Source organism: Blastococcus sp. URHD0036 (genome assembly GCF_000701365.1).
Taxonomy (GTDB): domain Bacteria; phylum Actinomycetota; class Actinomycetes; order Mycobacteriales; family Geodermatophilaceae; genus Trujillonella.
Genome location: NZ_JNIK01000015.1, coordinates 186405 through 211374, shown reverse-complemented (window position 1 = coordinate 211374; position 24970 = coordinate 186405). Strand labels below are relative to the sequence as shown.

24 protein-coding genes and 1 pseudogene are annotated in these 24970 nt (G+C 75.3%); 13 read left to right on the top strand and 12 right to left on the bottom strand.

Features of this window, described 5'->3' with window-relative positions:
• The first annotated feature begins 34 nt into the window (after positions 1–34).
• Positions 35–1609, top strand: coding sequence for an LGFP repeat-containing protein (locus N555_RS26950; RefSeq protein ID WP_029432365.1), 1575 nt, complete (start codon positions 35–37; stop codon positions 1607–1609).
• Positions 1610–1622: 13 nt separating this feature from the next.
• Positions 1623–2405: a hypothetical protein gene (locus N555_RS0115260; protein WP_156036383.1), complete on the top strand. Its 783-nt coding sequence runs from the start codon at positions 1623–1625 to the stop codon at positions 2403–2405.
• Positions 2406–2414: 9 nt separating this feature from the next.
• On the opposite strand, the gene N555_RS27975 is transcribed toward N555_RS0115260, so the two are convergent.
• The 4 genes from N555_RS27975 to N555_RS0115240 all read right to left on the bottom strand — a co-directional run bounded on the left by N555_RS27975 (position 2415) and on the right by N555_RS0115240 (position 6220).
• Positions 2415–2564 (bottom strand): hypothetical protein, encoded by a 150-nt coding sequence (locus N555_RS27975; protein ID WP_156036382.1) that lies wholly within the window; start codon positions 2562–2564, stop codon positions 2415–2417.
• 156 nt (positions 2565–2720) lie between these two features.
• Positions 2721–3149, bottom strand: coding sequence for a DUF302 domain-containing protein (locus tag N555_RS0115250; protein ID WP_051684117.1), 429 nt, complete (start codon positions 3147–3149; stop codon positions 2721–2723).
• Positions 3146–3412: a hypothetical protein gene (locus tag N555_RS0115245; protein ID WP_197029039.1), complete on the bottom strand. Its 267-nt coding sequence runs from the start codon at positions 3410–3412 to the stop codon at positions 3146–3148. The genes N555_RS0115250 and N555_RS0115245 overlap by 4 nt, the downstream gene beginning before the upstream one ends.
• Before the next feature lie 24 nt (positions 3413–3436).
• Complete coding sequence (locus N555_RS0115240) at positions 3437–6220, bottom strand: cation-translocating P-type ATPase (RefSeq protein ID WP_197029038.1); 2784 nt, start codon at positions 6218–6220, stop codon at positions 3437–3439.
• 189 nt (positions 6221–6409) lie between these two features.
• Here N555_RS0115240 and N555_RS0115235 point away from each other — a divergent pair, with 189 nt between their 5' ends.
• Positions 6410–8044 carry an HNH endonuclease signature motif containing protein gene (locus N555_RS0115235; protein WP_051684115.1) on the top strand — a complete coding sequence of 545 codons (1635 nt, stop codon included), beginning with the start codon at positions 6410–6412 and terminating at the stop codon, positions 8042–8044.
• A gap of 36 nt (positions 8045–8080) precedes the next feature.
• Here N555_RS0115235 and N555_RS28770 read toward each other — a convergent pair whose 3' ends face one another.
• Positions 8081–9439, bottom strand: coding sequence for a DUF4389 domain-containing protein (locus N555_RS28770; RefSeq protein ID WP_231502781.1), 1359 nt, complete (start codon positions 9437–9439; stop codon positions 8081–8083).
• An 80-nt stretch (positions 9440–9519) separates the two neighbouring features.
• Positions 9520–9792: pseudogene (locus N555_RS28765) on the bottom strand (hypothetical protein); the annotation flags it as partial.
• Positions 9793–9945: 153 nt separating this feature from the next.
• Here N555_RS28765 and N555_RS0115225 point away from each other — a divergent pair.
• Positions 9946–11097, top strand: coding sequence for an Acg family FMN-binding oxidoreductase (locus N555_RS0115225; protein WP_051684114.1), 1152 nt, complete (start codon positions 9946–9948; stop codon positions 11095–11097).
• A gap of 65 nt (positions 11098–11162) precedes the next feature.
• Here N555_RS0115225 and N555_RS0115220 read toward each other — a convergent pair whose 3' ends face one another.
• Both N555_RS0115220 and N555_RS26945 read right to left on the bottom strand, forming a co-directional pair.
• Positions 11163–12161: a zinc-dependent alcohol dehydrogenase family protein gene (locus tag N555_RS0115220; protein ID WP_029432358.1), complete on the bottom strand. Its 999-nt coding sequence runs from the start codon at positions 12159–12161 to the stop codon at positions 11163–11165.
• 6 nt (positions 12162–12167) lie between these two features.
• Positions 12168–13100 (bottom strand): universal stress protein, encoded by a 933-nt coding sequence (locus N555_RS26945; RefSeq protein ID WP_156036381.1) that lies wholly within the window; start codon positions 13098–13100, stop codon positions 12168–12170.
• A gap of 323 nt (positions 13101–13423) precedes the next feature.
• On the opposite strand from N555_RS26945, the gene N555_RS0115210 reads away from it, so the two are divergent.
• Both N555_RS0115210 and N555_RS0115205 read left to right on the top strand, forming a co-directional pair.
• Complete coding sequence (locus tag N555_RS0115210; protein WP_029432356.1) at positions 13424–14254, top strand: DUF6544 family protein; 831 nt, start codon at positions 13424–13426, stop codon at positions 14252–14254.
• Positions 14254–14925 carry a hypothetical protein gene (locus N555_RS0115205; RefSeq protein ID WP_029432355.1) on the top strand — a complete coding sequence of 224 codons (672 nt, stop codon included), beginning with the start codon at positions 14254–14256 and terminating at the stop codon, positions 14923–14925. The genes N555_RS0115210 and N555_RS0115205 overlap by 1 nt, the downstream gene beginning before the upstream one ends.
• Before the next feature lie 9 nt (positions 14926–14934).
• Here the strand turns inward: N555_RS0115205 and N555_RS0115200 are convergent, their stop codons facing one another.
• The 3 genes from N555_RS0115200 to N555_RS0115190 are packed head-to-tail and all read right to left on the bottom strand — an operon-like array spanning position 14935 to position 17688.
• A complete protein-coding gene (locus N555_RS0115200; protein ID WP_081866256.1) occupies positions 14935–15810 on the bottom strand; it encodes an ABC transporter permease in 876 nt (291 codons plus the stop codon).
• Positions 15800–16720: an ABC transporter ATP-binding protein gene (locus N555_RS0115195; protein WP_051684112.1), complete on the bottom strand. Its 921-nt coding sequence runs from the start codon at positions 16718–16720 to the stop codon at positions 15800–15802. Before N555_RS0115195 ends, N555_RS0115200 begins: the two co-directional genes overlap by 11 nt.
• On the bottom strand, positions 16717–17688 hold the full coding sequence (locus tag N555_RS0115190) for a universal stress protein (RefSeq protein ID WP_051684111.1): 972 nt from the start codon (positions 17686–17688) through the stop codon (positions 16717–16719). Before N555_RS0115190 ends, N555_RS0115195 begins: the two co-directional genes overlap by 4 nt.
• Positions 17689–17884: 196 nt before the next feature.
• On the opposite strand from N555_RS0115190, the gene N555_RS0115185 reads away from it, so the two are divergent.
• From N555_RS0115185 to N555_RS0115165, 5 genes are all read left to right on the top strand, one after another.
• On the top strand, positions 17885–18538 hold the full coding sequence (locus N555_RS0115185; RefSeq protein ID WP_051684110.1) for a CBS domain-containing protein: 654 nt from the start codon (positions 17885–17887) through the stop codon (positions 18536–18538).
• 9 nt (positions 18539–18547) lie between these two features.
• Positions 18548–19444, top strand: coding sequence for a universal stress protein (locus N555_RS0115180; RefSeq protein ID WP_029432350.1), 897 nt, complete (start codon positions 18548–18550; stop codon positions 19442–19444).
• The gene (locus tag N555_RS0115175; RefSeq protein WP_029432349.1) at positions 19441–19998 is read left to right on the top strand and encodes a flavodoxin domain-containing protein; all 558 of its coding nucleotides are present in this window, start codon (positions 19441–19443) and stop codon (positions 19996–19998) included. Before N555_RS0115180 ends, N555_RS0115175 begins: the two co-directional genes overlap by 4 nt.
• Complete coding sequence (locus tag N555_RS0115170) at positions 19995–20513, top strand: pyridoxamine 5'-phosphate oxidase family protein (RefSeq protein WP_197029037.1); 519 nt, start codon at positions 19995–19997, stop codon at positions 20511–20513. The genes N555_RS0115175 and N555_RS0115170 overlap by 4 nt, the downstream gene beginning before the upstream one ends.
• Before the next feature lie 112 nt (positions 20514–20625).
• Positions 20626–22323: a GAF domain-containing sensor histidine kinase gene (locus N555_RS0115165; RefSeq protein WP_029432347.1), complete on the top strand. Its 1698-nt coding sequence runs from the start codon at positions 20626–20628 to the stop codon at positions 22321–22323.
• 12 nt (positions 22324–22335) lie between these two features.
• Here N555_RS0115165 and N555_RS0115160 read toward each other — a convergent pair whose 3' ends face one another.
• On the bottom strand, positions 22336–22998 hold the full coding sequence (locus N555_RS0115160) for a response regulator (RefSeq protein WP_029432346.1): 663 nt from the start codon (positions 22996–22998) through the stop codon (positions 22336–22338).
• A gap of 201 nt (positions 22999–23199) precedes the next feature.
• Between N555_RS0115160 and N555_RS0115155 the strand changes: the two genes are divergently transcribed.
• The gene (locus tag N555_RS0115155) at positions 23200–23772 is read left to right on the top strand and encodes a flavodoxin domain-containing protein (RefSeq protein ID WP_029432345.1); all 573 of its coding nucleotides are present in this window, start codon (positions 23200–23202) and stop codon (positions 23770–23772) included.
• A gap of 105 nt (positions 23773–23877) precedes the next feature.
• On the top strand, positions 23878–24873 hold the full coding sequence (locus N555_RS0115150) for an Acg family FMN-binding oxidoreductase (protein WP_034510740.1): 996 nt from the start codon (positions 23878–23880) through the stop codon (positions 24871–24873).
• The last annotated feature ends 97 nt before the right edge of the window (positions 24874–24970 follow it).

The window sequence follows — 24970 nt, the reverse complement described above, 5'->3', positions numbered from 1 at the left end:
GTGGCTCCGGCGCCCTCCCGGGGAGGTGGTTCCCGTGCCGCTCCGGCGACCCGGTGTCCTGACGGCGCTGCTGGCCCTCGTGCTCGCGGCCGGTCTGCTGCACGTCCCCTCGGCGACGGCCGCGCCGGTGTGCACCCAGGCCGACCCGGTGGTGCGCCACCACTGCGAGCTCGGCGGGGTGACGGGCTTCCTCGGGGCCCCGACCGCGGCGGTGCTGCCCGCTCCCGACCGGGTCGGCCGCTTCCAGTACTACGCCGGTGGGTCCATCTACTGGACGCCGTCCACCGGCGCCCATGAGGTGCACGGCGCCATCCTCGCCACGTGGCGCACGTTCGGCTGGGAGCGGAGCTTCCTCGGGTACCCGGTCACCGACGAGCTGACCGCCCCGGACGGCATCGGTCGGGGCTCGTTCTTCCAGGGCGGGGCGATCTACTGGACCCCGTCCACGGGGGCGCACGAGGTGCACGGCGCCATCCTCGCCACGTGGCGGGAGATGGGCTGGGAGCGCAGCGTGCTCGGCTACCCCGTCACCGACGAGTTCTCCATGCCCGACGGGGTCGGCCGCGCCAGCTTCTTCCAGGGTGGGGCGATCTACTGGACCCCGGCGACCGGCGCGCACGAGGTGCACGGCGCGATCCTCGCGACGTGGGCGTCGATGGGCTGGGAGCGCAGTCCGCTGGGGTACCCCATCACCGACGAGTACGGCGTCAACGCCGGCCGGCAGAGCGACTTCCAGGGCGGGTTCCTGCGCTGGACGGCCGCGACCGGCGCCGTGCGCACCGCGCTGCTCGGGGCCTACGACCGGTCGGGCACCTGGGTGTCCCGGTTCGGGTTCAGCCGCGAGTTCGGCGGCGCGAACCCACCGATTCCCCCGTCGGCCGTCGGCACCATGGCCGCGGCCGGGGTGGACACCATCTACCTGCAGGCCGCCTCCAAGGACCCCCGCTACCCGGACCTGATCAGTCCCGACCTGCTCGGCCAGTTCCTCACCCGCGCTCACGCCCGCGGCATCCAGGTGGTCGCCTGGTACCTGCCGGAGTTCACCGACGTCGAGGCGGATCTGCGACGGCTGCGGGCCATGGTCGACTTCCGCGCTGCGGGTCAGGGCTTCGACGCGGTGGCGGTGGACATCGAGGACCTGACGGTGACCGACGTCGACCTGCGCAACGCCCGGCTCGTCGACCTGTCCACCCGCCTGGCCGCGTACGCACCGACCACCACCCTCGGCGCCATCGTCCTGCCGCCGGTGGCCACCGACGTGCTCAACCCCACCTACTGGCCGCGGTTCCCCTGGCGGGAGCTCGCCCCGCTCTACCAGGTGTGGATGCCGATGGCGTACTGGAGCAACCGGACCGCGGCCTCGGGCTGGCGCGACGCCTACCGGTACACGAGCGAGAACATCGCCCGGGTGCGGAGCGACCTCGGTGAGCCGTGCGCCGCCGTGTCGGTCATCGGCGGCTTCGGCACCGACATCCCCGCCTCCGACTACGCGGCCATGGCGCGGGCGGCCGCCGACCGCGGCGCCATCGGGGTGTCGATCTGGGACTGGAACACGACTCCGGCGGCGTCCTGGCCGCCCGTCCGCGACTACGCCGTCCGCGGCTGCTGAGAGAGGAGCACCCGTGCCCGCCCGAGGCGCCTTGCATCCGCACGCACCAGGTCTCTGGGAGCCCGTGCCGCCGTCCTTCGCGACAGCGCTCGACGACGCCGCCACGGCCGCCGCCGGGCCGGCCGGGTCCGAGCGGTCGGTGCGGTGCGTGCGGCACGAGGACCGTGTCGATCTGCGGGCGCATCGGCCTGCCGGCAGCACCCTGGACGACCGGGCGCTCCTCCACTCCGCCGGGGCGGCGCTGCTGGACGCCCGCGTGGCGGTGGCCGCGTCCGGCTGGGCAGCCGAGGTGGACCGGCTGGCCGCTCCGGACGACCCGGACCTGCTCGCCGTCCTCCGGCCCGTGGACGGTCCGCCCGATCCGGCCCTGGCGGCGCTCGCCCTCCCCGCTCCCGAGTGCGCGGACGCCCCCGACTGCGACCGCGGCCGACTGCCCCCCGGCCTCATCCGCCGGCTCGGCGTCGCCGCGCGGGACGAGGAGACCGACCTCCTCCTCGTGCGCGGAGGGTCGGCTCCGCTGCTGGAGCGCCTCGGGCGGATGTCCGGGGCGGCCGACCGGGCCGGCCTGCGCGGTCTCCTGCTGTCGACCCGGGACGACGACGCGTACGCCTGGCTGCGGACCGGTGAGGCACAGCAGCGCCTCTCCCGGCAACTCGCCCGGCAGGGGTGGACGGCGGAGCCCGTCGCCGCTCTCACCGGAGCGTCGCCCGCGCGCGCCGAACTGCGCGCGGAGCTCACGTGGGAGCGGCACCCGCAGGCCCTGCTCCTCCTCCGCCCGACCGGACAGGAGCCATGAGCCGATCCGTCACCGGACCCGCTCGGCCCCTCGCATCCGGACCAGCGAGACCAGCGCAGCGAGGACGCCGATCGCGGCGCCGACCACGCCGAGCACCTGGAAGGTCTCGTCGGTGAGGCAGGGCACCCAGGAGGTGGCCCAGCACACGACGAGGGCCACGGGAGCGACCGGTTCCGCAGTCACAGGGGTCCGCCCGTGGGCGGTCGGACCCGGGTTCCGAGGCTCCTCGTGGCGGGACGGAAGCCCCTCGCGCCCTCAGGCCGTCCGGGCGAGTCTGTGGAAAGCGGTAGCCGTGTCGATTCCTGTCCGGTGCCGCTACTCCTTCGTCGCACCCGACGCGATGACCCGGGGATGGACGGTCATCGCGTCGATGACGGCGCGCAGGCGGGTCCGCGCCTCGTCCGCGATCGCGGCCAGCTCCGCGTTGCCCGACACCGAGACAAGCACGCCCGGGTCGACCGCCGAGACCCGGACGCCGTCGTCGTCCGCGCGGACGACGACGTTGCACGGCAGCAGGAGACCGAGGTCCGGCTCGGCGGTGAGGCCGCGGTGGGCCAGCGCCGGGTTGCAGGCGCCCAGCACGACCTGCGCCGGGACCTCGATGTCCAGCTTGGCCCGCATGGTGGCCGCGACGTCGATCTCGGTGAGGACGCCGAATCCCTGATCGGCCAGCGCCTCGCGCGTCCGCGCCACGGCGTCGGCGAAGGGGACGTCGAGCGTGGTCGCGATCGCGTAGCCGCTCACGGCGCATCCCCGGCGGCCGGGAGTCCGGTGACCGAGTGGACGAGCAGCTCGTCGACCTCGAGCCGCGCGATGTGCACCCGTTTCAACTCTGCCCGGCCGACGGCGAGCCGCCCCACCGCCAGCGACCCCACCACCAGACCGCCCACGGCGAACGAGCCCAGGGCGAGGGCGCCGGCCGCGGCGGCCCGCAGGGCGACCGGGCCGCCGGCCACGGGACCCAGGCGAACGGGACGGCGGACGCGGATCGGACGAGACGTGCTCATCGGGACCTCCAGAGGGTGGACGGGTCAGGGGCTCGTCGGCGCAGAGCGCCGATGTGAGGACCTGCGACGGGCGCGCAGCGCCTCGTCGAGCCCCCACACCAGGAACGGGAAGGGCAGGAGGGCGAGCAGGACCCACGGCGGCAGCGCCGCGGTCCCGAACACGCGCTGGGCCGGCGGCCAGTACACGACGACCGCGGTGAACAGCAGCTCCCCGGCCATCGCGTACAGCAGCAGCCGGTTGCTGGTCAGGCCGACCGCGCGCAGGGACGCCCACTCGGTCCGGGACGCGATCGCCGTCCCCAGCTGACAGGCGACGATGCCGACGAACGTCGCCGTCGTGGCCTGCAGATAGGCCGTGTGGAGCGTGCTGCTCGCCCCCACGTCGTCCCCCGGCCGCCAGCCGGCGTGCAGCAGGACGGCCAGGAAGCCGCCCATCACCAGCGCCGCCGACAGCAGTCCCATGACACCCCAGGCACGCGCCAGCAGCCGGCGGGTGATGACGCCCTCGCCGTGCGGCCGCGGGGGGCGCGCCATGAGACCGGGCTCGGCCGGCTCGCGGCCCAGTGCCAGCGCGGGCAACGTCTCGGTGCCCAGGTCGATGGCGAGGATCTGCAACACGGTCAGAGGCAGCGGGATCGCGCCGCCGGAGAGGGCGAAGACCAGGAAGGGCACGATCTCCGGAATCGCGTGGGCGAAGATGTAGAGGACGAACTTCCGCACGTTGTCGAAGACCCGGCGGCCCTCCTCGACGCCGGCGGTGAGCGTGCTGAAGTCGTCGTCGGTGAGGACGACCGTGGCGGCCTCGCGCGCGACGTCGGTCCCGCTTGCACCCATGGCCACGCCGATGTCGGCTCGCCGGAGAGCGGGCGCGTCGTTCACGCCGTCGCCGGTCATGGCCACTACCTCGCCGAGCCGGTGCAGGGCGTCGGCGATCCGCAGCTTCGTCTCCGGCGTGGCGCGGGCGAAGACGATCTCGTCCCCACCGGAGAGGAGCTCGGCCAACCCGGCCTCCGGCAACCCGTCGACGACCTGACCGTCCACCACGCGGTCGGCCCGGATGCCCACCCGACGGGCGATCTCGGCGGCCGTGCTGCCGTGATCGCCGGTGACGACGTGGATGCGGATGCCCGCGGCGTGGCAAGCCGCGACCGCCTCGGCGACCCGGGGCCGCGGGGGGTCCTCCAGCCCGACGAGACCGATCAGGCACAGCTGCTGGTCGGTGGTCTCCCGGTCCGGTGGGGTCGTCCCTGCCTGCTCGAGCCCCAGGTCACGACGCGCCACTGCCAGCACCCGCAGGCCGTGGCCGGCCAGGCGCGCCGCGGTGTCCTCCAGCCTGCCGAGCAGCGGCTCGTCCAGCGGCACGACGTCGCCTCCGGGCGACAGTGCGGCGGTGCACCGGGGCAGCACCTGCTCGGGGGCGCCCTTCACCGACGCGACCACGCGCCCGTCGATCCGGTCGAGCGTCGTCATGCGCCGATACCGGGCCTCGAAGCGGTGGAGCGCCCAGCGCTCAGTGTCGCGCGCGGCGGGTGGCAGGACCACGCCGTTGTCCCGGGCCCAACCGAGCAGGGCGAGTTCCGTGGGATCCCCGTCGCCGTCCTCCACATCCGCGGTCGAGCAACGGACCAGCACTTCCGCGGCAGCGCGCGAGGCCGGCGCCTCGTGTGACAGGTCGTCCTCCAGGGCGACGGCCACCACGGTCATCCGGTTGGCGGTCAGCGTGCCGGTCTTGTCGGTGCAGATGACGGTGGTCGAGCCCAGCGTCTCCACCGCCGAGAGCCGCTTCACCACGGCGCCGCGAGCGGCCATCTGCCGGACGCCTGCGGCCAGCGCCAGGGTGATCGTCGGCAGCAGCCCCTCCGGGACGTTCGCGACCAGCAGGCCGATGGCGAACACCGCGGCCGCGCTCAGGGACAATCCGGCGAGCAGCCCGATGGGCAAGAAGGCGGCGCCCACCCCGACGGCGACCGCGGCGATCAGCCAGGCCACCCGCCGCACCTGCCGCTCCAGCGGACTGCTCTCCTCCCGGACGCCCTGGGAGAGCGCCGCGATGCGGCCCAGCTCCGTGTGCGCGCCGGTGGCGTACACGACGGCAGTCGCCGACCCGGCGGTGCAGGCCGAGCCGCTGAAGACCAGGACGGGCGAGTCCAGCAGACGCGACGCGTCGTCGACGGCGTCGGCGCTGCGGGCCACCGGGAAGGACTCTCCCGTCAGCGCAGCCGTGTCCACCTCGAGGGCACCGGTGATCAGCCGGACGTCAGCCGGCACCCGCTGCCCCTCCTCGAGGGCGACGAGGTCGCCGGGGACGAGCTCGCGGGCCGGGACATGTGCGTGATGCCCGTCGCGCCAGGTCAGCACCACGTCCGGCAGGTAGCCACGCAGGGCCTCGACAGCGCGCTCTGCCTGGCTCTCCTGCCAGTAGGCGAACCCGGCGTTGAGCAGCACCACGACCACGATCGCCACAGCGAGCTGCGGAGAGCCCGACACGGCGGCGAGCAGAGCGGCGACCCACAGCAGCAAGGCGAGGGGGTGCACCACCTGAGCGATCAGTTCCGACCACCAGGGCTGCCGGGCGATCGTGGGGAGCTCGTTCGGGCCGACGGTGACCAGCCGGCGGGCGGCCTCGGTGGCGCTCAGCCCGTCCTCACCCGACCGGAGGTCACGCAGGAGACGGGTGACCGGTTCTCGCGGATCGGCCTCCATCGTCGGCTGTGGCGCAGGCACTCGCGTCGCGGCTCGGGCGTGCCGGTCGACGAGCGCTCGGGCGGGCCGGGCCTCGGGGGTGAGCGGGAGCGGGTGCGGGGACATCGCTGTCCAGTGCACCGGCCCGCCCGGCGAACCGGCACGTCCGAAAGGCGGGCAGGCCGGGCCGAAGGTCCCGCGCCTGCCGGAACACCAGCCCCCTGACCCCCCGCCCCGACTCCCCCGTCTGTGCAGACATTCGTTCGTGCTGCTCAGCGGCCCGTTTCTGTCGTACCCCCGCCCTAGCGTGGGGGCATGACGTCGGGGCAGCGGTACGCGGTCGGGGTGACCCTCGTACCGCTGTCCGCGCCGCGGGAGTCCGCCGAGCCGGACCCGTACCGCGAGCCCGAGACGCTGCCGGAACTGCTCCCCCGGGGCCGGAGTGCGGCGGAGAACGCCCGGCTGCTCCAGCAGATCACCGCGGCGGAGGCGATGCTGGCCGGTCTGCGGGTGCAGGCGGTCATGGAGATCGCCGCGGTCCGCCCTGACTCCGCCGATCGTCGGTTCGTCCGCTCCGGTGCCGACGAGGCGCCCGGGCCCGGCCGGCTGGACGGGGTCAGTGAGTTCTTCGTCGACGAGTTGGCGCTCGTGCTGTCCTGCTCGCGGACCGCGGCGAGCAAGCTCGCCGACCAGTGCGCGGCGCTGGCCGAGAAGCTGCCCGCCACCTGGGCCGCCCTGAACGCCGGCCGCCTGGACTGGCCCCGGGCCCGGGCGATCGCCGACGAGCTGGGCTGGAAGGCCCGCGCGGTCGCGCTGACCGTCATCGCCGAGGTCGAGGCCGCGGTGCTGCCGGCCGCGCCCGAGTGGTCGATCACGCAGCTGCGGGCCGCGGTCCGGCGGGAACTGGCCGCCCGTGACGCGGCCGCCTCCGACCGGCGCCGCGCGGATGCCGAACGCGCCTGCGACGTGACCGTCCGCCCGGTCGGCGACGGGATCAGCGAGCTGGTCTCCCGCATGCCGCACGAGCTGGCGGTGGCGTGCGCCCGGAAGGTCGACGCCGACGCCCGGGCCGCGAAGGCCGACGGCGACGACCGGCTGCTCGGTCAGCTCCGCACCGGGGCACTGGCCGATCGGGTGCTGCAGCCCTGGGACGACCGGCAGCCGTCGGTGACGGCCTCGGTCACCGTCGACGTCCCGATCACCGCGCTGACCGCCGAGCGGTTCCTCGCCGAGGGCAGCCCGCTCCCGGCAGTGCTGACCCACCCCGGCGCCGTCGCCGCACCCACCGGGCAGGTCGACGGCGAGCCGGTCACCGCCGCCCATGTCCGTCGGCTGCTCACCGACCTCGACGCGATCGGGCTGCGGGCCCCGGCCGGCGGCAGCCTGCGGTTCGCCTTCACCGCCGGGGACGGCGCGCTACTCGCCGTCGCCACGGACGCCGAACTGCGAACCGCTGCCCGCCGCGGCTGCTCCGCCCACCCCGACGCCGCGTGCGGCTGCCCGGTGCTCGGCATCCCCGCGGCAGTGGACCGGTACCGGCCCAGCGCCTCCCAGGTGCGGTACCTGCACACCCGCGACCGCACCTGCCGCCACCCCGGCTGCGCCAACCGCGCCGGCTGGTCCGACTGCGACCACGTCGTCCCCCACGGCGAGGGCGGCCAGACCAGCTGCGAGAACCTGTGCTGCCTGTGCCGCCGCCACCACCGGCTCAAGACCCACGCCCCCGGCTGGCGGCACACCCTGGCCCCCGACGGCACCCTCACCGTCACCACCCCCAGCGGCGTGACCCGCACCAGCCGCCCACCCCGGGCCGCCCGCGCCGCCACGGCCGGCACCCGATGGCACGGCGCCGACCCACCCGACCTGCCGCTGACCACCCCCCGCGTCCTCGTCACCCGGCCCGACCCACCGGTCGAGCCGGACCCGGCCGACGATCCGCCGCCCTTCTGACCGGCCCGCGCCGAGGGCATGCCGGGCACGGCGCTGTCACGTCGACGCGCTCGGCGTCCCATCACTCGGGCCGCCACTGAGCACCGGCGCCGGAACACCCGCCGGAGGCGCCGGCGGGATCGGAGGCAGCTGCTCCGCCGGCTGTCCACCGGGCGGCGGGACCTGCCGCGCACCGCGCACCGCCAGCGCCACGAGCAGCCCGCCGGCCAGTGCGATGACACCGCCGATGCCGATGAGGACCCAGGAGAACCAGGTCAGGCCGGGCAGCGTCGCGCCCGCGCGGACCTCGGCCTGGATGCCGGCCGCGCCGTCGGCGCGCATGACGACCACCGTCCAGTCGCCCTCGGTGGGGCGCCAGTCCAGCACCTGGGTCCCGCTGCCGGTGGCCGACGCGACCCACACATCGGCGTCGCCGGGAGGCGTGGCCGGCGGACCGCCCGCCACGTCGGTCATGCCGCGGAGCACGTCCCGCTCCCCCTCGGCCGAGACGGCCAGGTCGTCCAGCACGCTGCGTCCCACGCCGTCCAGGTATGTCTCCACGTCGGACGTGCGGCCCAGACCGATGAACAGGTCGCTGCCGGTTCTCGACGTGACCTCGATCCGCGCGGTGCCGATGAGGTCGTCGACCACCCAGTCCAGGCCATCGCCCTCCAACAGGAACCCGTCGGTGGTCACCGCGTAGCCCTTGCCGGACAACTCGGCGTCCGGCGACACCAGCCACCCGTCGTCGTCCCGCTGGGTCTGGTCCGCCCAGAGGACCGCACCGCCGGCGCCGACGAAGCCGGTGGCCGTCGCGAGCAGCACCGAGCCGATCACCAGGGTGACGATCCGGCCCGCGGGCCAGCCGCCGCGCGTCCTCCCGCCGGCGGCCACAGCGCCGGACGGGCCGCCGACCGGGCCGGTCACGGGGTGCACCGCACCGCCGCCCCCGGGGCCGGCCGGGAGCGGCCCGGTCGGAAGCGAGCCCGGATCGCTGCCGCCCATGTCCATCCGGAACGGCGGGTACGCATCGGTCATCAGGGCGGCGTAGGCCGCGACGCGCAGGACCCAGCGGTCCATGCCCAGCACGAAGTCGTAGAGGCCGCGCGGGTAGCGGCCGGCGAAGAGCAGCACGACGCCGGCGACGAAGACCAGGAGGCCGACGAGGCCACCGGCGCCCCAGCCGTCGTCCCACCTGCCGTCGGCGCCGGTGCCGAACCAGATGCCACCGCCGACGAACACGGCGACGACGACGTAGTGCGGCAGAGCGAGAAGCCACCACTTGACGAGCACCAGCCCGCGGGAGAGCCGCTCCGGGTAGGGCACGTCCAGGTGCGCCGGGTAGTCCGGCACGTCGGCGAGGGTGAACGGCGGGTAGCGGTCGGTGCCCAGGGCCCCGTATCCGTAGTAGTGCACCCGCCACGTCCACCGCAGAACCCCGACGTCGTCTCGAACAGCGCGCGCGGATACCGGCCGGTGACCAGGATCGCGAAGAACGCCAGCACGCTGACGACCGCGAAGCCCAGCCACAGGAACGCCAGCACCACGAGGTGCGGGATCAGCAGGAGCCACTTGACGAGCCAGAGTCCCCGCGAGAGCGAGTCGTCCAGCGACGCGTCGACGCGCACGGGATAGGGCGTCCGGTTCTCGGTCACGCCGTCCTCCTCTTCCCGCCGGACGTGCTCCCGGGCGCGCGTCGTCCCGGGGTTCCGGCGTCCCGAGCAGCGTCGCCGCCGTGGCGGCCTCAGCGGTGGGGTCGTGGGGCGCATCCCGGTGGGACCTGGGTCAGCCGCGCACAGGGACCTCCGGCGCCGGTCGGCAGCGCGGGACGTTCGTCACCGGGTGTCAGGACACCGGGCCCCGGGCGGCCGCGCCCGGCTCGGCCGCAGCCTGGACAGGCACCATCGCGGAGAGGAGTTCCCATGCCGCCGACCACCCATCCCGCCCCGGCGCCCCCGGCCGCGACCACCTCGCGCCTGCCCCGGACCGACGCGCTCGAGGTCGCCGTCGACCTGGCACTCCTCGCCCCATCGGTGCACAACACCCAGCCCTGGCGGCTGGTCCTGCACGACGACCGGCTGGACCTGCACGCCGACCGGACGCGGCAGCTGCCGACCCTCGATCCCGTGGGGCGAGCGCTGGCCCTGAGCGTCGGAGCCGCGCTGTTCAACGCGCGGGTCGCCCTCGCCGCGGCCGGGTGGTCGGTCGTGACCGAGCGGCTGCCCGATGCCCGCGACCCCGACCTGATGGCGGTGGTCCGCCCGGTCGACGGCGCCTCGGACCCCGAGCTCGCCGCCCTGGCCCCGGCGGTCCCCCAGCGGCGCACCAACCGCCGCGCCTTCAGCGACGAGGAGCTCCCCGACGACGCACTGCGCGCCCTCGCAGATGCTGTGGCGGCGGAGGACGCCGAGCTCGTCGTCGTGAGGCAGGAGCACCACCGACAGCTCGTGGCCCGCCTGACCCAGCAGGCCGACGCCGTGCAGAACGCCGACGCCGCATACCGCGCGGAGCTGCGCGCGTGGACCACGCGGTCGGCAGCCAGCCGGGACGGCGTTCCGACCAGCGCTGTTCCGCACGTCGACGGTCGCCAGCGCGACGACCTCCCCCTCCGAGACTTCGACAGCGCGGGCGCCGGCGGACTCCCGCCCGAGACGCGGTCCACCATGCGCCAGACCCTCGTCCTCCTGGCCACGGCTCGCGACGACCAGGCGGCCTGGTTGCGGGCCGGCGAGGCCCTGGAGCGGGTGCTGCTCGAGCTGACCCGGCGAGGATGGGCCGCCAGTCCACTGACGCAGGCGATCGAGGTGCCACTGACCCGCACGCAGCTGCGGTCGGCGCTGACGTGGACCTCCCATCCACAGGCGTTGCTGCGCATCGGCCGTGCCGAGGCCACCCCCGCACCCCCGCACCGGCTGCGGGACGACGTGGTGGAGAACAGCACCCGACCGCCGGAGACGGAGCCGCGGCCCCTGCCCACCCCGCCAGTCGGGCCGCAGCACGAGACCCGGGCGGCGGACGGCAGAGCCCGTCGCCGTCCCGTCTCCGACGGTCGCGGAGGGACGACCTGGGTGTGACGACCAGCCACGCGCGGCGACGTCGTGGCGCGTCCGTTGCCGATGCCGTCGTCGGCTCCGGCGCGTCAGGTGTGCAGCACCGCAGCGCCGCCGAAGCGGCCGGCGGCCAGGTCGGCGAGGGCGTGCGGGGCGTCGTCCATCGCGTAGGCGGTCGTGGTGGCACGGACGCCGAGGCGAGCGGCCAGCCGGAGGAACTCCTCGCCGTCGCGGCGGGTGTTGGCCGTGACGCTGCGCAGCCGGCGCTCCTCGAACAGGTCGTCCGCGTAGTCGAGCGCCGGGATCGGTGACAGCCAGATGCCGGCGACCGCCAGCGTGCCGCCCCGGTCGAGGGCGCGGAGCGCGACCGGTACCAGCTCACCGGCGGGCGTGAAGAGGATCGCCCCGTCCAGCGGCTCCGGAGGCGCGCCGGTGGCTCCGCCGACGGAGTCGGCACCGAGCTCTCGGGCCAGCTCCCGGTTGTGCTCACCCCTGGTGAGGACGTGCACCCGCAGGCCCTGGGCGAGCGCGACCTGAGCCGTCAGGTGCGCGCTGCCCCCGAAGCCGTAGATCCCCAGCCGCCCGCCGGGCGGGACCTCGGCACAGCGCAGCGCCCGGTAGCCGATGACGCCGGCGCACAGCAGCGGTGCGGCCTGCTCGTCGGCGAGGTCCTCGGGCAGCCGGTAGGCGAACCGCTCCTCCACCAGGCAGGCGTCGGCGTAGCCGCCGTCGAGGTCCCAGCCGGTGAAGAGCGGCGTGGTGCAGAGGTTCTCGTCGCCGCGGCGGCAGAAGCGGCAGGTGCCGTCGGTCCGCCCGAGCCAGGGCACGCCGACCCGCTCCCCCAGCGCGAACCGGGTCGCCCCGGCCCCGAGCGCTCCCACGCGCCCGACCACCTCGTGCCCCGGGACGACGCCGGGACGCCGCGGCGGCAGGTCGCCCTCGGCGAGGTGCAGGTCGGTGCGGCAGACACCGCAGCACGACACGTCCACGCGGACCTGGCCAGGGCCGGGCTCGGGCGGCGGCCGCTCCATCCGCACGAGCGGTCCGGCCGCGATCGGCGTCGGCGTGTCCACCACCCAGGCCCGCACGGGCGGTCAGCTCCCAGCCGACGCCTGCGCCGGCTCCTGGGCCGACCGCGCCGCCGAGCCGCTCGCGGTGCCCGTCGGCTCCGGGTGCACCACCATCACCGGGCACGCCGCGTGCACGGCGCAGTGCAGCGCCACGGAGCCCAGCACCATCCCGGCGATGCGGCTGTGGCTGCGGCTGCCGACCACCAGGAGAACGGCGCCGTCCGCCGCGCGGACGAGTTCCTCCGCCGGCGCGCCGGACTCGATGCGCAGCCGGACGCCGGTTGCGGAACCGAGCACCTCGGTCACGATCTCCTCGACCCGGGCGCGGGCCGAGTCGAGCGTGTCCGTCACCGGCGGGAAGGTCACCGCGTAGAGGTCGCTCCAGTACGACTCGACCTGGTGCACCGCGACGACCTCGAGCTCGGCCCCCCGCCGGCGCGCCTCATCGGCGGCCCGCGCCAGCGCGGTCCGGGACATCGCCGAGTCGTCGATCCCGACCACGACCCGTGGCGGCGGCTGCACCGCGCCGGCATGGACGACGACCACCGGGCAGGGCGCGTGCGCGACGCAGTGCAGCGCCACGGACCCGAGCAGCGTGCTGCGCACCCCACCCCGGCCCCGGCTGCCCACCACCAGGAGCTGCGCACCACCGGCCCGGGCGACGAGGTGCTCGGCGGGAGCTCCCCCGGCCACCACCACGTCGGTGGGCACCTCGGCGGCGCCGGGGACAGCGGTGACGGTGGGGTCCCGGAGGACCTCGGCGAGGAACTCCCGGACCCGTGCCGTGGTGTCGTCGCGGATGGCGTCGAGCCGGCCCACGTCCAGCAGGAACGGATCCATCCAGTAGGAGTCGGCCGGATAGGAACTGACCAGCTCGAGGTTCGCGCCCGATCCGGCGGCCGCGGTGAGGGCCCAGGCGAGGGCGGCACGCGCACCGGGCGAACCGTCGACTCCCACGACCCACCGCGCCGGCTCCGGGTCTGCCTGCCCGTCCCGCGGTGGCGCGACGCGGTCCGGAGCGGTCTGCTGTGGCGTCACCGTCGTCCCTCGGCTCTCCGCCCGGTCGCTCGCCGGGCCTCGACCCACCCTCGACGCCCGCCCGCCGGCCGGCCGCGGCCCGATGTCCTCCGCGGTGGGGACCTTCGGCCCGCGCCGGGAGGCCCTCCAGCCGCCGCCCGGCCACGCCGTCCCCTCCTAGCGTCACCCGGGAGCCGGTCGGTGCACCGGGGACGGAGGGAATCTGCATGAGCAGCGCGGCGTCTCGAGCCCCGAGCAGCCCCGTGTCCCCGGACGTCGCGGAGCCGCCGGCCACTGCTGAGCGGCCCCCGCGTGCCTTCCGCCGCGGCGTCGCCGCCGCGGGGCTGCCCGCCGTCGCGACCGAGGGGGCCCCGGTCACCGAGGACGACCTCGCCGCGCTCCCCCCTCCCGTGCGCCGGTACCTGCATGCCATGGGTGTGGTCGGCCGGCCGCGCACCCGGTCGTTCCGGGCCCACTTGAGCGGCCGGTTCCGGCGCGGACCGGACGCACCGTGGATGCCGTGCGACGCGTGGCAGTACAACACCGTCGACGGGATCACCCGGCTGTTCCGGATGCGGCTGCTCGTCGGCCGCGCGGTGCCCCTGTGGGGCTGGGACACCTACCGCGCCGGGCACGGCCGGATGCGCGGCAAGCTGCTCGGCCTGGTCCCCGTCGCGAACGGTTCCGGGCCCGAGTTCGACACCAGCGAGCTGGTCACCTGGCTCGACGACGCCGTCCTCATGGCCCCCGGCATGCTGCTGGACCCGCGGGTCGGCTGGGAGGAGACCGGCGCGGACTCCTTCCGGGTCGCGGTGACCGATGCCGGGCGGACCGTCGGCGCGGAGGTCCGGCTCGGAGCTCACGGCCGCCCCTACGACGTCCGCACCGACGACCGCTGGGCCGACCTGCCCGGCGGCCTGGTCCGGGCCACGTGGAGCACCCCGGTCCTTGACTGGGGCGTCGTCGACGGCCGGCCCCGGCTGGGCCGGGCCTGCGCGGTGTGGCACCTGCCGGACGGACGGGAGCTGCCCTACGGCGACATGACGGTCACCGACCTCGAGTACGACATCGCTCCCGGGGAGGCAGCCCGGTGATGCGGACACTCTCGGCCGCAGCTGGGATCGCGGCGCTGGCCCTGCAACTGCTGCACGGCACGCGCAACTGGGGTGCCACCCATGGCGAGGCCCAGCGGGTCCTGCCCGGCGACGAGCTCGTCCCCGGGCCGGTCGAGCAGACGACTCTGGCCCTCACGGTCGAGGCCCCGGCCGAGGCGGTCTGGCCGTGGCTCGTGCAGATCGGGCAGGACCGCGGCGGCATGTACAGCTACGACTGCCTGGAGAACCTCGTCGGCCTGGACATCCACTCGACCGAGGAGATCCGCGAGGAGTGGCAGCACCTGGTGCCCGGCGACCGCGTGGTCGTGGTCCCCGAGGGCTACGGGCCGATACCGCAGGGCTACTCCTTCCCGGTGGCGCAGGTGGTCCCCGGCCGGGCGCTGGTGCTGCGCCAGGCGCCGCCGGAGCACCCGTGGAACGCGGTGTGGTCGTTCCACCTGATCCCGCACGGGCCGGGCCGATGCCGGCTGCTCTCCCGCTCCGTCGCCCGGCGGCCGCACGGGATGGGCATGCGTCTGGCGAATCGGGTCATGGAGCCCGTCACGCTCGTCATGACCCGCCGGATGCTGTGCGGCATCGCCGCCCGCGCCGAGCGGCGGTTCGCCGAGGGGTCCCCCGTGCCGGTCCCGGTCCCCACCGGCACGAGCTGACGGTGGGGCTCATCCCGCGACGTCCCGGCGCCGGAACGTGAGCGCGGCCGCCGCGGCCAGCGCCGCGACCGTGCCGACGGCGATGGAGACGCCGGACACCGAGACGCCGTTCACCAGCGGCACGTGATCGGAGTACTGCGCGAACGGGGAGAGGCCGCGCAGCGGCTCCAGCCAGCCGACCAGCGGGGCGAGCCCGTCGACCAGGTAGGCCAGGACGGCGACGACCGCGGGGACCGCTCGCGCCACCGCGGGTCGGCCCGTGGCCGCACCCACGGCGGCCGCCAGGGCGCCGAACACGCTGCCGAGCAGCCCGAGGTGCAGCATCGCCGCACCCACCCGGGCCACCGGCAGGTCCAGCCCCGCCAGTACCCCGGCCGCGACGAGGGCGAGACCGATCGCGGCCACCAGCACCGCGATCCCGACGACCATGGCTGCCATCCGCTCCAGCACCACCCGGGTGCGGCTCACGGGGTCGGCCAGCAGGAGGTCAAGCGACCGGCGGTCCTCCTCCCCGGCGACCCCGTTCGAGCCGGAGAGCACCGCGAAGAGGATCACCAGCAACGGGCCGGTCAGTCCCAGCAGCTCCGCCTGCACGTACCCGACCGGCGTCGACATGTCCGAGACCGCCAGCAGGGACCGCACCACCTCGGGCAGCTGGTCCATCAGCTCGGTCACCGAGGCCTGGTCGCGGAGGCTCGGCCACAGCGATCCGTACAGGGCGACCATCCCGGTCAGCCCCACCGCCCAGAGCAGCAGAGCCCGGCGCTGCAGGCGCAGCGTCTGCCACATCACCTCGCCGATCCGCGGGCCACGGAGAACGACCCGTGCCCGGTGCGAGTCCGGCGACGAGGTGCCGGGCTCGGCAGGGAGCAGGTCAGGCCGCATCGGGCTGCTCCGAACCGTAGAAGGCCAGGAACGTCTCCTCGAGATCCGCCTCGGTGCACTCCAGATCGAGGAGGCGATGACCGGCCAGCCGCCCGACGAGCGCGTCCAGCGCCGCTGCCGGTGCGCTGCAGGTCAGCGTCTCGGCCGTGACCACCAGGTCCCGCAGGCCCAACACACCGGCGAAGTCGGACGCAGCCACCGGGTCGGCGAAGGAGGCGCGCACCCGGTGCAGCGAGCGCGCCCGGAGCACGTCCATCTCCTCGACGGCGACCAGCCGGCCGGCGCGTAGGACGGCGATCCGGTCAGCGGTCCGCTGCACCTCTCCGAGCACGTGCGAGGAGAGCAGTGCGCTCCCGCCCGCCGCGGTGTGCTCGGCGAGCATCGCCTGGAACTCCTGCTGGACCAGCGGATCGAAGCCGCTCGTGGGCTCGTCGAGCACCAGCAGCAACGGATCGGACATGAACGCCAGGACGACGGCCAGCTTCTGCCGGTTCCCCTTCGACAGCGCGCGGGCGGGCCGGTCCAGGTCGAGATCCAGCCGGCCGGCGATCTGCATCGCCCGACGCAGGTCGTCCTGCCCGCGCAGCCGGGCGGTCGCGCGCACGTGCTCGCGGCCGGTCAACCGGTCGTGCAGCGCCGGCTCCCCCGACAGGTGGCCGACGTCGCGGTGCACCCGGGCCGCCTCCCGCCAGGCGTCCCGGCCCAGGACCCGCGCCGACCCGGCCGTGGGACGGACGAACCCCATGAGGATCCGCAGGGTCGTGGTCTTCCCGGCGCCGTTGGGACCCAGGTAGCCGACCACCTCCCCCGGGCCGACCACCAGGTCCACGTCGCACAGCGCCACCGTGCGGCCGAATCGCTTGGTCAGGCCGGCGCACTCGACGACGGCCGCCGTGCCGGCACCGGTCACGCGGGTGCGGTGCCGGAGAGCGCCGCCTGCGGCGCGCGAGCCGCGGACGGATGGACGACGAGCACCGGGCAGGAGGCGTGCATGACGCAGTGCAGCGCCACCGAGCCCAGGAGCGCCGCGCGTACGGCTCCCCGACCGCGGCTGCCGACGACGAGCAGCGCAGCATCCCGCGCCCGCCGGACCAGGACGTCCGAGGGGGCACCTTCCACCACCTCGACGTGCGCCCTCGGCTCCGGCGTCCCGGCCGGCCGGGCCGCGAGAACCGCGGCCAGCTGCGCCTCGGCCTCCCGCCGGACGTCGTCCCGGACCTCGCTCACCGGGGGCACCATCACCTGCCACAGGTCCGACCAGTAGGTCTCCATCGTGAAGCAGGCGACCACGTCGAGGTCGGCGTCCAGGCGGGCGGCCTCCTCGACCGCCGCGGCGAGGCCGGCGGCCGCGCTCGGCGAGCCGTCGACACCGACCACGACCCGCGACGAGCCCGTCAGCGCGCCGGATGCGTCCCCACCCGGGCCGTGCACCACGACCACGGGGCAGGGGGCGTGCGTCGTCACGTGCAGGGCCACGGAGCCCAGCAGCGCGCTGCGGACCACGCCGTGGCCCCGGCTGCCCACCACGACGAGATCGGCGCCCGCTGCGAGCCGCACGAGCTCCGGCGCCGCCGCCTGCACCGTGCTGAGCACGTCCACCGGCACGTCCGCCGTCCCCGGGAGCGTCCGCCGGGCCTCGGCAAGCACATCCGCGGCGCGCTGACGGGCCGCCGCCTCGATCGCCGACACGTCGAGCACCACCAGCGGGCCGCCGCTCATCCGGTACAGCTCCCGTGCGCACCCGACCAGCACCTCGAGACCGGCACCCCGCCTCGCCGCCGCCGTCAAGGCGTAGCGGAGTGCGGCCTGGCCACCGGCGGAGCCGTCGAGACCCACCACGACCCGGGGCCGGGGCGCGCACTGGTCGGGTGGTGCCACGGAGCTGCTCCTGTCGTCTGCACCGGGACCCGGGCCCGGCGTCGTCTCGAAAGATGTCCCCTGATCGCCGGGCCGTCGCCGGGCCGGACGTCCCGCCGCGCAGGGACCTCGGTCACGCGACGCCCGGCCCGGCGGCCCTGGGGCAGGCGCGCGCCGCTGCCTAGCGTCGCCCTCGACCCCGATCGAGGAGGAACCCGTGCAGGTCAGAGACGTCATGACGTGCGAGGTTGTCACCGTGGGACCGGAGACCTCCGCCAAGTACGCCGGCGAGGTGCTGGCCGAGCACGGGTTCACCGCGCTGCCGGTCGTCGACGAGGACGCCCGGCTGGTGGGGATCGTGACCGAGGCCGACGTGCTGCGCGACCGCCTGCCCCGTGACCCCCGGCTGCACCTCCGCCGCGACGGCGACCAGGCGCACGTCCTCCCCCTGCTCGTCCGCGGTGTCATGACCGAGGACGTCCGGAGTGTCGAGTCGGGGGCGGACGTCTCCGACGTCGCGAAGCTCGTCGTCGACGAGCGTCTGCGCAGCGTGCCGGTCGTCGACGGCGAGCGCCTCGCGGGCATCGTCAGCCGTCGCGACCTGCTGCGCGCCCTGGTGCGGACCGACCCGGAGATCCGCGCCGAGGTCAACGACCTGGTCGAGCGATACACCGGCGAGCTCGGCGCCTGGGACGTCGCCGTCACGGAGGGCGTGGTGACCGTCCGCCGCACACGGGGCGAGTCCATGGATCCGCCGGGCACCGAGGAGCGCACGCTCGTCGCTCTCGCGCGGACCGTCGGTGGCGTCATCGCCGTCACCGTGCTGCCCGCCCGCGCCGACGTCCCCGGCCCGCCGTCCACCCACGGCTGAGTCGCAGCGATGAACTCCGGCACCGCGCCGCGCCCCGTGGTCGTGGGCGTCGACGGGTCCCTCGACTCCCGCGCCGGCGTGCGCGCGGCCATCGACGAGGCACGGCTGCGGCGCGCACCGCTCCGCATGGTGACGATCACGACCTGGCCGATCCGCGACGCCTCCCGGAGGTCCGTCCGGACGACCGAGCTCGTCGGTGTGGTCCGCGGCGGCGCGGAGGTCCTCCTGCGTGACCTCGCAGCAGAGGCCGCCGACCTCCTCGGTCCCGAGCGGGTGACCTGGTCGGTGGAGGACGGCGACGCCGTCGGCGGCCTGGCCGCCGCCGCCGGAGACGCCCAGCTCCTCGTCGTCGGGGCCCGCGGGGTCGGCGGCGTCGCGGGGCTCCTCCTGGGGTCGACCGCGGCGGGCCTGGTCACCGCGGCGCCGTGCCCCCTGATGGTGCTGCCGGACGAGACGGCTGTGGTCGTCCGCGACCGGGCGTCCGTCGTGGTCGGGGTGGAGGGCAGCCCCGAGGACGAGGAGGTCCTCGCGTTCGCCGTCGCCGAGGCAGTCGCCCGGGACACGGAGCTCGTGGCCGTCCACGCCTGGCAGGACGCCGTCCTGGAGACCGCCTTCCGGTCGATGGGCCCGCTCGTCGACTGGGCCGGGGTGCTCGCCGACGAGGAGCTGGTGCTGTCCGAGGCCCTCGCCGGGTGGCAGGAGGCAGAACCCGACCTCGTCGTCCGGGAGGTCGTCGTCCGCGACCGGGCCGCCGCGGCGCTGCTCTCGGCCGGCCTGACCGCCCAGCTGCTGGTGGTGGGTCACCGGCACCGCCGCCGGCTCGACCGCCTCGGGTCGGTGACCCACGCCGTCCTGCACCGGGCCGGGTGCCCGCTGGCCGTGGTGCCCATCGGCGGGGCGCAGTGAGCACCTACCGGGTCCTCGTCACGGTGGCCAGCCGGCACGGGTCCACCCGCGAGCTCGCGGCGGCACTCGCACGCGGTCTCACGGGCAACCCGGCGGCCACCGGCCTGGACGTGATCGCCTCCGTCGTCCCCGTCGAGCAGCACCCCGATCCCCTTCGGTACGACGCCGTCGTCCTCGGCAGCGCCGTCTACGGGGGCTGCTGGCTCCCGGCCGCGCGGGAGTACGCCACCGCCACTGCCTCCGCTCTGCGCAGCCGGCCGCTGTGGCTCTTCTCCAGCGGACCCATCGGGTCGCCCCCGTTCCCGGATGCGGAGCCGTACGACGTGGCGACCATGACGGCGCTGCTGGCCCCGCGCGGCTCGCGGGTGCTGCCCGGGCGGCTGGAGCCGGCGCTGCTCGGCTTCGCGGAGCGGGCCGTGGTCACGGCCATGCGGGCACCCGTGGGTGACGCGCGGGACTGGGCCGGGCTCCGGGCGTGGGCGGACGAGATCGCGAGCAGCCTGACGCCGGCCCGGACCTCCGCCGGCAGCCCTCCGTCCGGTCTGCGGTCGTGACCTCGGCTGCGGGCGTCGGCGCGAACGCGGGCGAACGCATGTCGACCACGCACGAGCCGGTCCTCGACCCGGTGTCGCCGGCGGAGTGCCGGCATCTGCTGGCGTCGGTGCCGATCGGCCGGCTCGCCTTCACCGTGGGCGCGCTGCCCACCGTCCAGCCCGTGCACTTCGCCGTCCGCGCGGACGAGGTGCTCATCCCCGCCCGGCGCGGCGGGAAAGTCGAGGCCGCCAGCCGCGGCGCCGTCGTCGCCTTCGAGGTGGACGAGTACGACGCGGTGACGCGGACCGGGTGGAGCGTGACCGTGGTCGGACCGTCCCACGTGCTCTCCGACGAACGGGAGGTACGGCTGCTCGAGGACGCCGGACTCCGGCCCTGGGCCCCCGGTCCCAACGGCTGCGTGATCGCCGTCCGCATCGCCCGCATCACCGGTCAGCGGCTGAGCCGCTCGCGGGGCACGGAGGACGGTCGTCCGACGGAACCGGCTGCGCCGATCGAGCGACTGCCCCGGCCGTGACGGCGTCCGGGATCCGCCATGCGCAGAGTGGGTTGACCGATGGGAACGGTGCTGCGAGCGTCGCCGGCACGGGACATCCCGTGGGCGGCACCCGATGATCGAGGACGACGTGATGGCAGACAGCGTGTCTGGCCGTGACCTCCTCTCCGGGATGCGGCTGACGGAACTGCTCGACGAGGTCACCGAGCGGCTCCAGGCAGTGGCGCGCACCCAGTCACGGGTGCAGGGCCTGCTCGACGCCTTCCTCAGCGTCTCCACCGGCCTGGACCTCGACTCGACGCTCCGCCGGATCGTGGAGGCCGCGATCGGGCTGGTGGACGCCCGCTACGGCGCACTCGGTGTGCTCGGCCCCGGCGGTGGGCTGTCGGCCTTCGTCCACGTCGGGATGGACCACGAGGTCGCGGACCGGATGCCGCACCTCCCCGAGGGCAAGGGCGTCCTGGGGCAGGTGATCGCGGAGCCCTATCCGCTGCGCGTCTCCGACCTGTCGAGCCATCCCGCCTCGGTGGGGTTCCCCGAAGGGCACCCGCCGATGCGGACGTTCCTCGGCGTCCCGGTCCTCGTCCGGGGCGAGGTGTACGGCAACCTCTACCTGACCGAGAAGCGCGGCGGCGACTTCACCGCCGAGGACGAAGCAGTCCTGACCGCGCTGGCCGGGGCGGCGGGCATCGCCATCGACAACGCGCGCCTGTTCGAGGAGGCGGAGGTCCGCCGGCGCTGGACCGCCGCGGCCGGCGACGTGCGGGAGCAGCTGCTCGGCGACGCGCCTCCCGAGACCGCCCTGCAGCTGATCGTCAGCCGGGTCCGCGATCTCACCGAGGCCGACGCGGCCTGGCTGATGGTCGGGCCGGACCCCGAGGACGGCCGCTTCGCGTTCCGCGCCCAGGTGGGCGAGGACCTCGACGACGTCGTGGGATCCCGCGTGCTCACGTCGGAGGCGCCCGTGCTCGCGGCCTTCGCGGAGGCCCGGTCCGCGGTCGTGCTGGACATGAGCGGGATGGCCTACGACGGTCCGAACGACCACGTTCTGTGGGGCCCGAGCATCGGCGTCCCGCTGCCCAGCGGACAGTCGGAGGGCGGCTTGCTGGTCGCCGCCCGGAGGGCAGGAGCGGCACCGTTCGACCCCGGGCTCACCTCGCTCCTCGGGGTGTTCGCCGACCAGATGGCGGTGGCGCTGGACCTCGCCGCGCAGCAGCGCACCGCCCGCCGGCTGGACGTCTTCGAAGACCGCGACCGCATCGCCCAGGACCTCCACGACCTGGTCATCCAACGGGTGTTCGCCGCCGGCCTCAGCCTGCAGTCCGTGCTGCCCCGGGTGGCCGACGCGCAGGCCCAGGGCCGCATCCGGGACGTCGTCCACCAGCTGGACGAGACCGTCCGCGACATCCGGACCACCATCTTCGACCTGCACACCAGCGAGGCTGAGGACGCCTCGGCCAGCCTGCGCCGGCGGATCCTGGACATCGTCACCGAGACCGCCGGGGACGCGATGGCGCCCACCGTGCGCATGTCCGGCGCCGTCGACAACCTGGTGCGCGGAGAGCTGGCGGCCGACGTGGAGGCGGTGACCCGGGAGGCGGTCAGCAACGCCGCCCGGCACTCCGGTGCCGCCCACGTCACGGTCACCCTCGACGTGAGCGATCTCGTCGTGCTCGAGGTCGTCGACGACGGCCGCGGGATCGACCCGCTCGCGGCGCGCAGCGGCCTGCGCAACGTCATCGGCCGGGCCGAGCGGCGCGGCGGCGGGACGACCGTCGAGGCGCTGGCCGAGGGTGGGACGCGGCTGCGCTGGTGGGCTCCGCTGCGCTGAGCGGCCGCCGGGTCAGCGGGAGGGCTGGGAACCGCGCAGCTCGGTCGCCAGCACGGCCGCCTGGGTGCGGCGCTCCAGCCCGAGCTTCGCCAGCAGGTGGGACACGTAGTTCTTCACCGTCTTCTCGGCCAGGAACATCCGCTCGCCGATCTGCCGGTTCGTCAGGCCCTCCCCGATCAGCTCGAGGACGGTCCGTTCCTGCTCGCTGAGCTTCGCCAGCGGCCCGCTGGGCTCGGTCGACCGGCGCATCCGCTCGAGCACGGCCGTGGTCGCGGTCGGGTCGAGCAGCGAGCCGCCCGCCGCGACCGTGCGGACGCCGGTGACGAGGTCCTGGCCGAGGATCTGCTTGAGCAGGTAGCCCGAGGCCCCGGCCATGATGGCCTCGAACAGCGCCTCGTCGTCGCTGTAGCTGGTCAGCATGATCACCTTGAGCTCCGGCATCTTCGACCGGAGCTCGCGGCAGACCGAGACGCCGTCCCCATCGGGCAGGCGCACGTCGAGGACCGCGACGTCCGGCCGCAACGCCGGGACCCGGGCGAGGGCCTCGGCGGCGTTCTTGGCCTCGCCCACGATGCTGATGCCCGGATCGCTGCTCAGCATGTCCGCGACCCCCCGGCGCACCATCTCGTGGTCGTCGAGGAGGAAGACCCGGATGGCGTCCTGACCGTCGTCCACTGTTGTCGCTCCGTACCTGCCGCGGGCCCGCGACCGCTCGACCGCCGGCCGCTCCGGTGGCACTCGCGAGGCTATGCGCAGCACACCCCCCAGCACTCAGGGCCGAAGGTCCCGATCCTGGCCGGGACGGCGACCTCCTGCTCCGCCCGGCGGGCCGTCCGTCCCTGACCGGTCCTGGCTCCCGCAGGCCACGGTGGAGCCATGGCCGACGTCCTGCCCCGGGTCCTGATCGTCCACGCGACCGCGTCGGGATCCACCGCGGAGATCGCCGAGCGCATCGCCGGCCGGCTCCGGACGGTGGCCGACGTCGAGGTCCGGCCAGCCGGTCCCGAGCTCGACGTGGGGCCCTACGACGCCTTCGTGCTCGGCAGCGCCGTGCACGACATGGCCTGGCTGGAGCCGGCACGCGCGCTGGCCGGGCGGCTCGCGCCGGTCCTCGGCGGGCGTCCCGTCTGGTGCTTCAGCGTGGCGGGCATCGATCCACGAGGCCTGGTCCGGCGGTGGATGGCCTCCCAGGAAGTGGCCCGGATAGCGCAGGGACTGCCGGCGGACCTCGCGCCGCGCGATCACCGGCTGTTCGGCGGGGTGGTGCACATGGACGGCGTGCCCCTCTGGGGGCGGCTGTTCTACCTGCTCGCTCGCCAGCGGGCCGGCGACCACCGCGACTGGCCGGCGGTCACCGCGTGGGCCGACGGCATCGCCGCCGCTCTGCCGGCCCGTTCCGCCGGGGCCGGATCGCCGGAGCGAGCACACCGCCCGCCGGTCGGCCCCTGAGAACGGGACCTCGGTCACTGCCTCGCGCCGTCCTGGTGCCCGCAGGCTCGGGTCATCCCCACACCGGCGACAGACCGACCGGAGAACCACCCGCCTGGAGGACCCGTGCTGACGACCCGGCTCGACCGCCCCACCGTGCGCGCCGCCATCGCCCTGGCGAACCGCGCACCGTCCATCCACAACTCCCAGCCCTGGCGTTGGCGCATCGGCGCGTCCAGCGTCCACCTCTTCGCCGACCCCGAGCGCGCATTGCCTGCGACCGATCCGGAAGGGCGCGACCTGCTCATCAGCTGTGGCGCCGCGCTGCACCACCTCCGGACGGCGTTGCTGGCGACAGGGTCGGCCGGCCGGGTCGACCGCATGCCCGACCCGGCGCATCCACATCACCTGGCGGCGGTGGAGCTGGCGCCGGCGGAGCCGACCGCTGACGACCTCGCTCTCGCCCGTGCGATCGAGAACCGGCACAGCGACCGGCGGGTCTTCTCCACCTGGGAGGTCCCGGACGAGTTCCTCGAGGACCTGCGCAGGGCTGCTGTCTCGGAAGGGGCTACGTTCCTCGTCCTCGACCCCAATCGACGGTGGGAGGTGACGCGCCTGATCGAACGCGCAGCGGTCCAGCAGGCCCTTACCCCGGGCCACGCCCAGGAGGTCGCCGCGTGGAGCGGTCGGGCGCGCGGCGCGGCCGAAGGGGTCCCGGCAGCCAACGTGCCGGGGGACGTGACCGCCGAGGTACCCGTGCGTCACTTCGCCGCCCACGAGATGCCGCAGAACGGACTCGGCCGGTACGAGTCGGACGGCACGGTCCTCGCCCTCCTGGCGACCGACGGTGACGGTCCCGTGGACCGGCTGCGCGCCGGTGAGGCGTTGAGTGCCGTGCTCCTGGCCGCGACTGCGACCGGCCTGGCGACCGACCCGATCAGCCAGCCGTTCGAGGTGCCCGAGACCCGGGCCCGGCTCGCCGCCGACTGCCTGCCCTCCGGGCGCTCCCCCCACGTCCTGATCCGCCTGGGCTGGGCACCCATCGGCGCCACCCCGGTGCCGCCGACCGGGCGTCGCCCGGTCGACGACACGATCGACGCCTTCGACGAGCCCTGGACCTGAGCTCCCTCGGAGGTACCGAACGGCGCGGGGACCGACGACCTCCGGCCCCCGCGCGCGCAGGCGTCGTGCCCGCACCATCGACGGGTCGCACACCGTC

Excerpts from the sequence above, each read along its gene's own strand:
- N555_RS0115245 (WP_197029039.1), bottom strand. The coding sequence starts at position 3,412 with ATGAGCACGTCTCGTCCGATCCGCGTCCGCCGTCCCGTTCGCCTGGGT.
- N555_RS0115240 (WP_197029038.1), bottom strand. The coding sequence starts at position 6,220 with ATGTCCCCGCACCCGCTCCCGCTCACCCCCGAGGCCCGGCCCGCCCGA.
- N555_RS0115235 (WP_051684115.1), top strand. The coding sequence starts at position 6,410 with ATGACGTCGGGGCAGCGGTACGCGGTCGGGGTGACCCTCGTACCGCTG.
- N555_RS0115225 (WP_051684114.1), top strand. The coding sequence starts at position 9,946 with ATGCCGCCGACCACCCATCCCGCCCCGGCGCCCCCGGCCGCGACCACC.
- N555_RS0115205 (WP_029432355.1), top strand. The coding sequence starts at position 14,254 with ATGCGGACACTCTCGGCCGCAGCTGGGATCGCGGCGCTGGCCCTGCAA.
- N555_RS0115200 (WP_081866256.1), bottom strand. The coding sequence starts at position 15,810 with ATGCGGCCTGACCTGCTCCCTGCCGAGCCCGGCACCTCGTCGCCGGAC.
- N555_RS0115180 (WP_029432350.1), top strand. The coding sequence starts at position 18,548 with ATGAACTCCGGCACCGCGCCGCGCCCCGTGGTCGTGGGCGTCGACGGG.
- N555_RS0115165 (WP_029432347.1), top strand. The coding sequence starts at position 20,626 with ATGGCAGACAGCGTGTCTGGCCGTGACCTCCTCTCCGGGATGCGGCTG.
- N555_RS0115155 (WP_029432345.1), top strand. The coding sequence starts at position 23,200 with ATGGCCGACGTCCTGCCCCGGGTCCTGATCGTCCACGCGACCGCGTCG.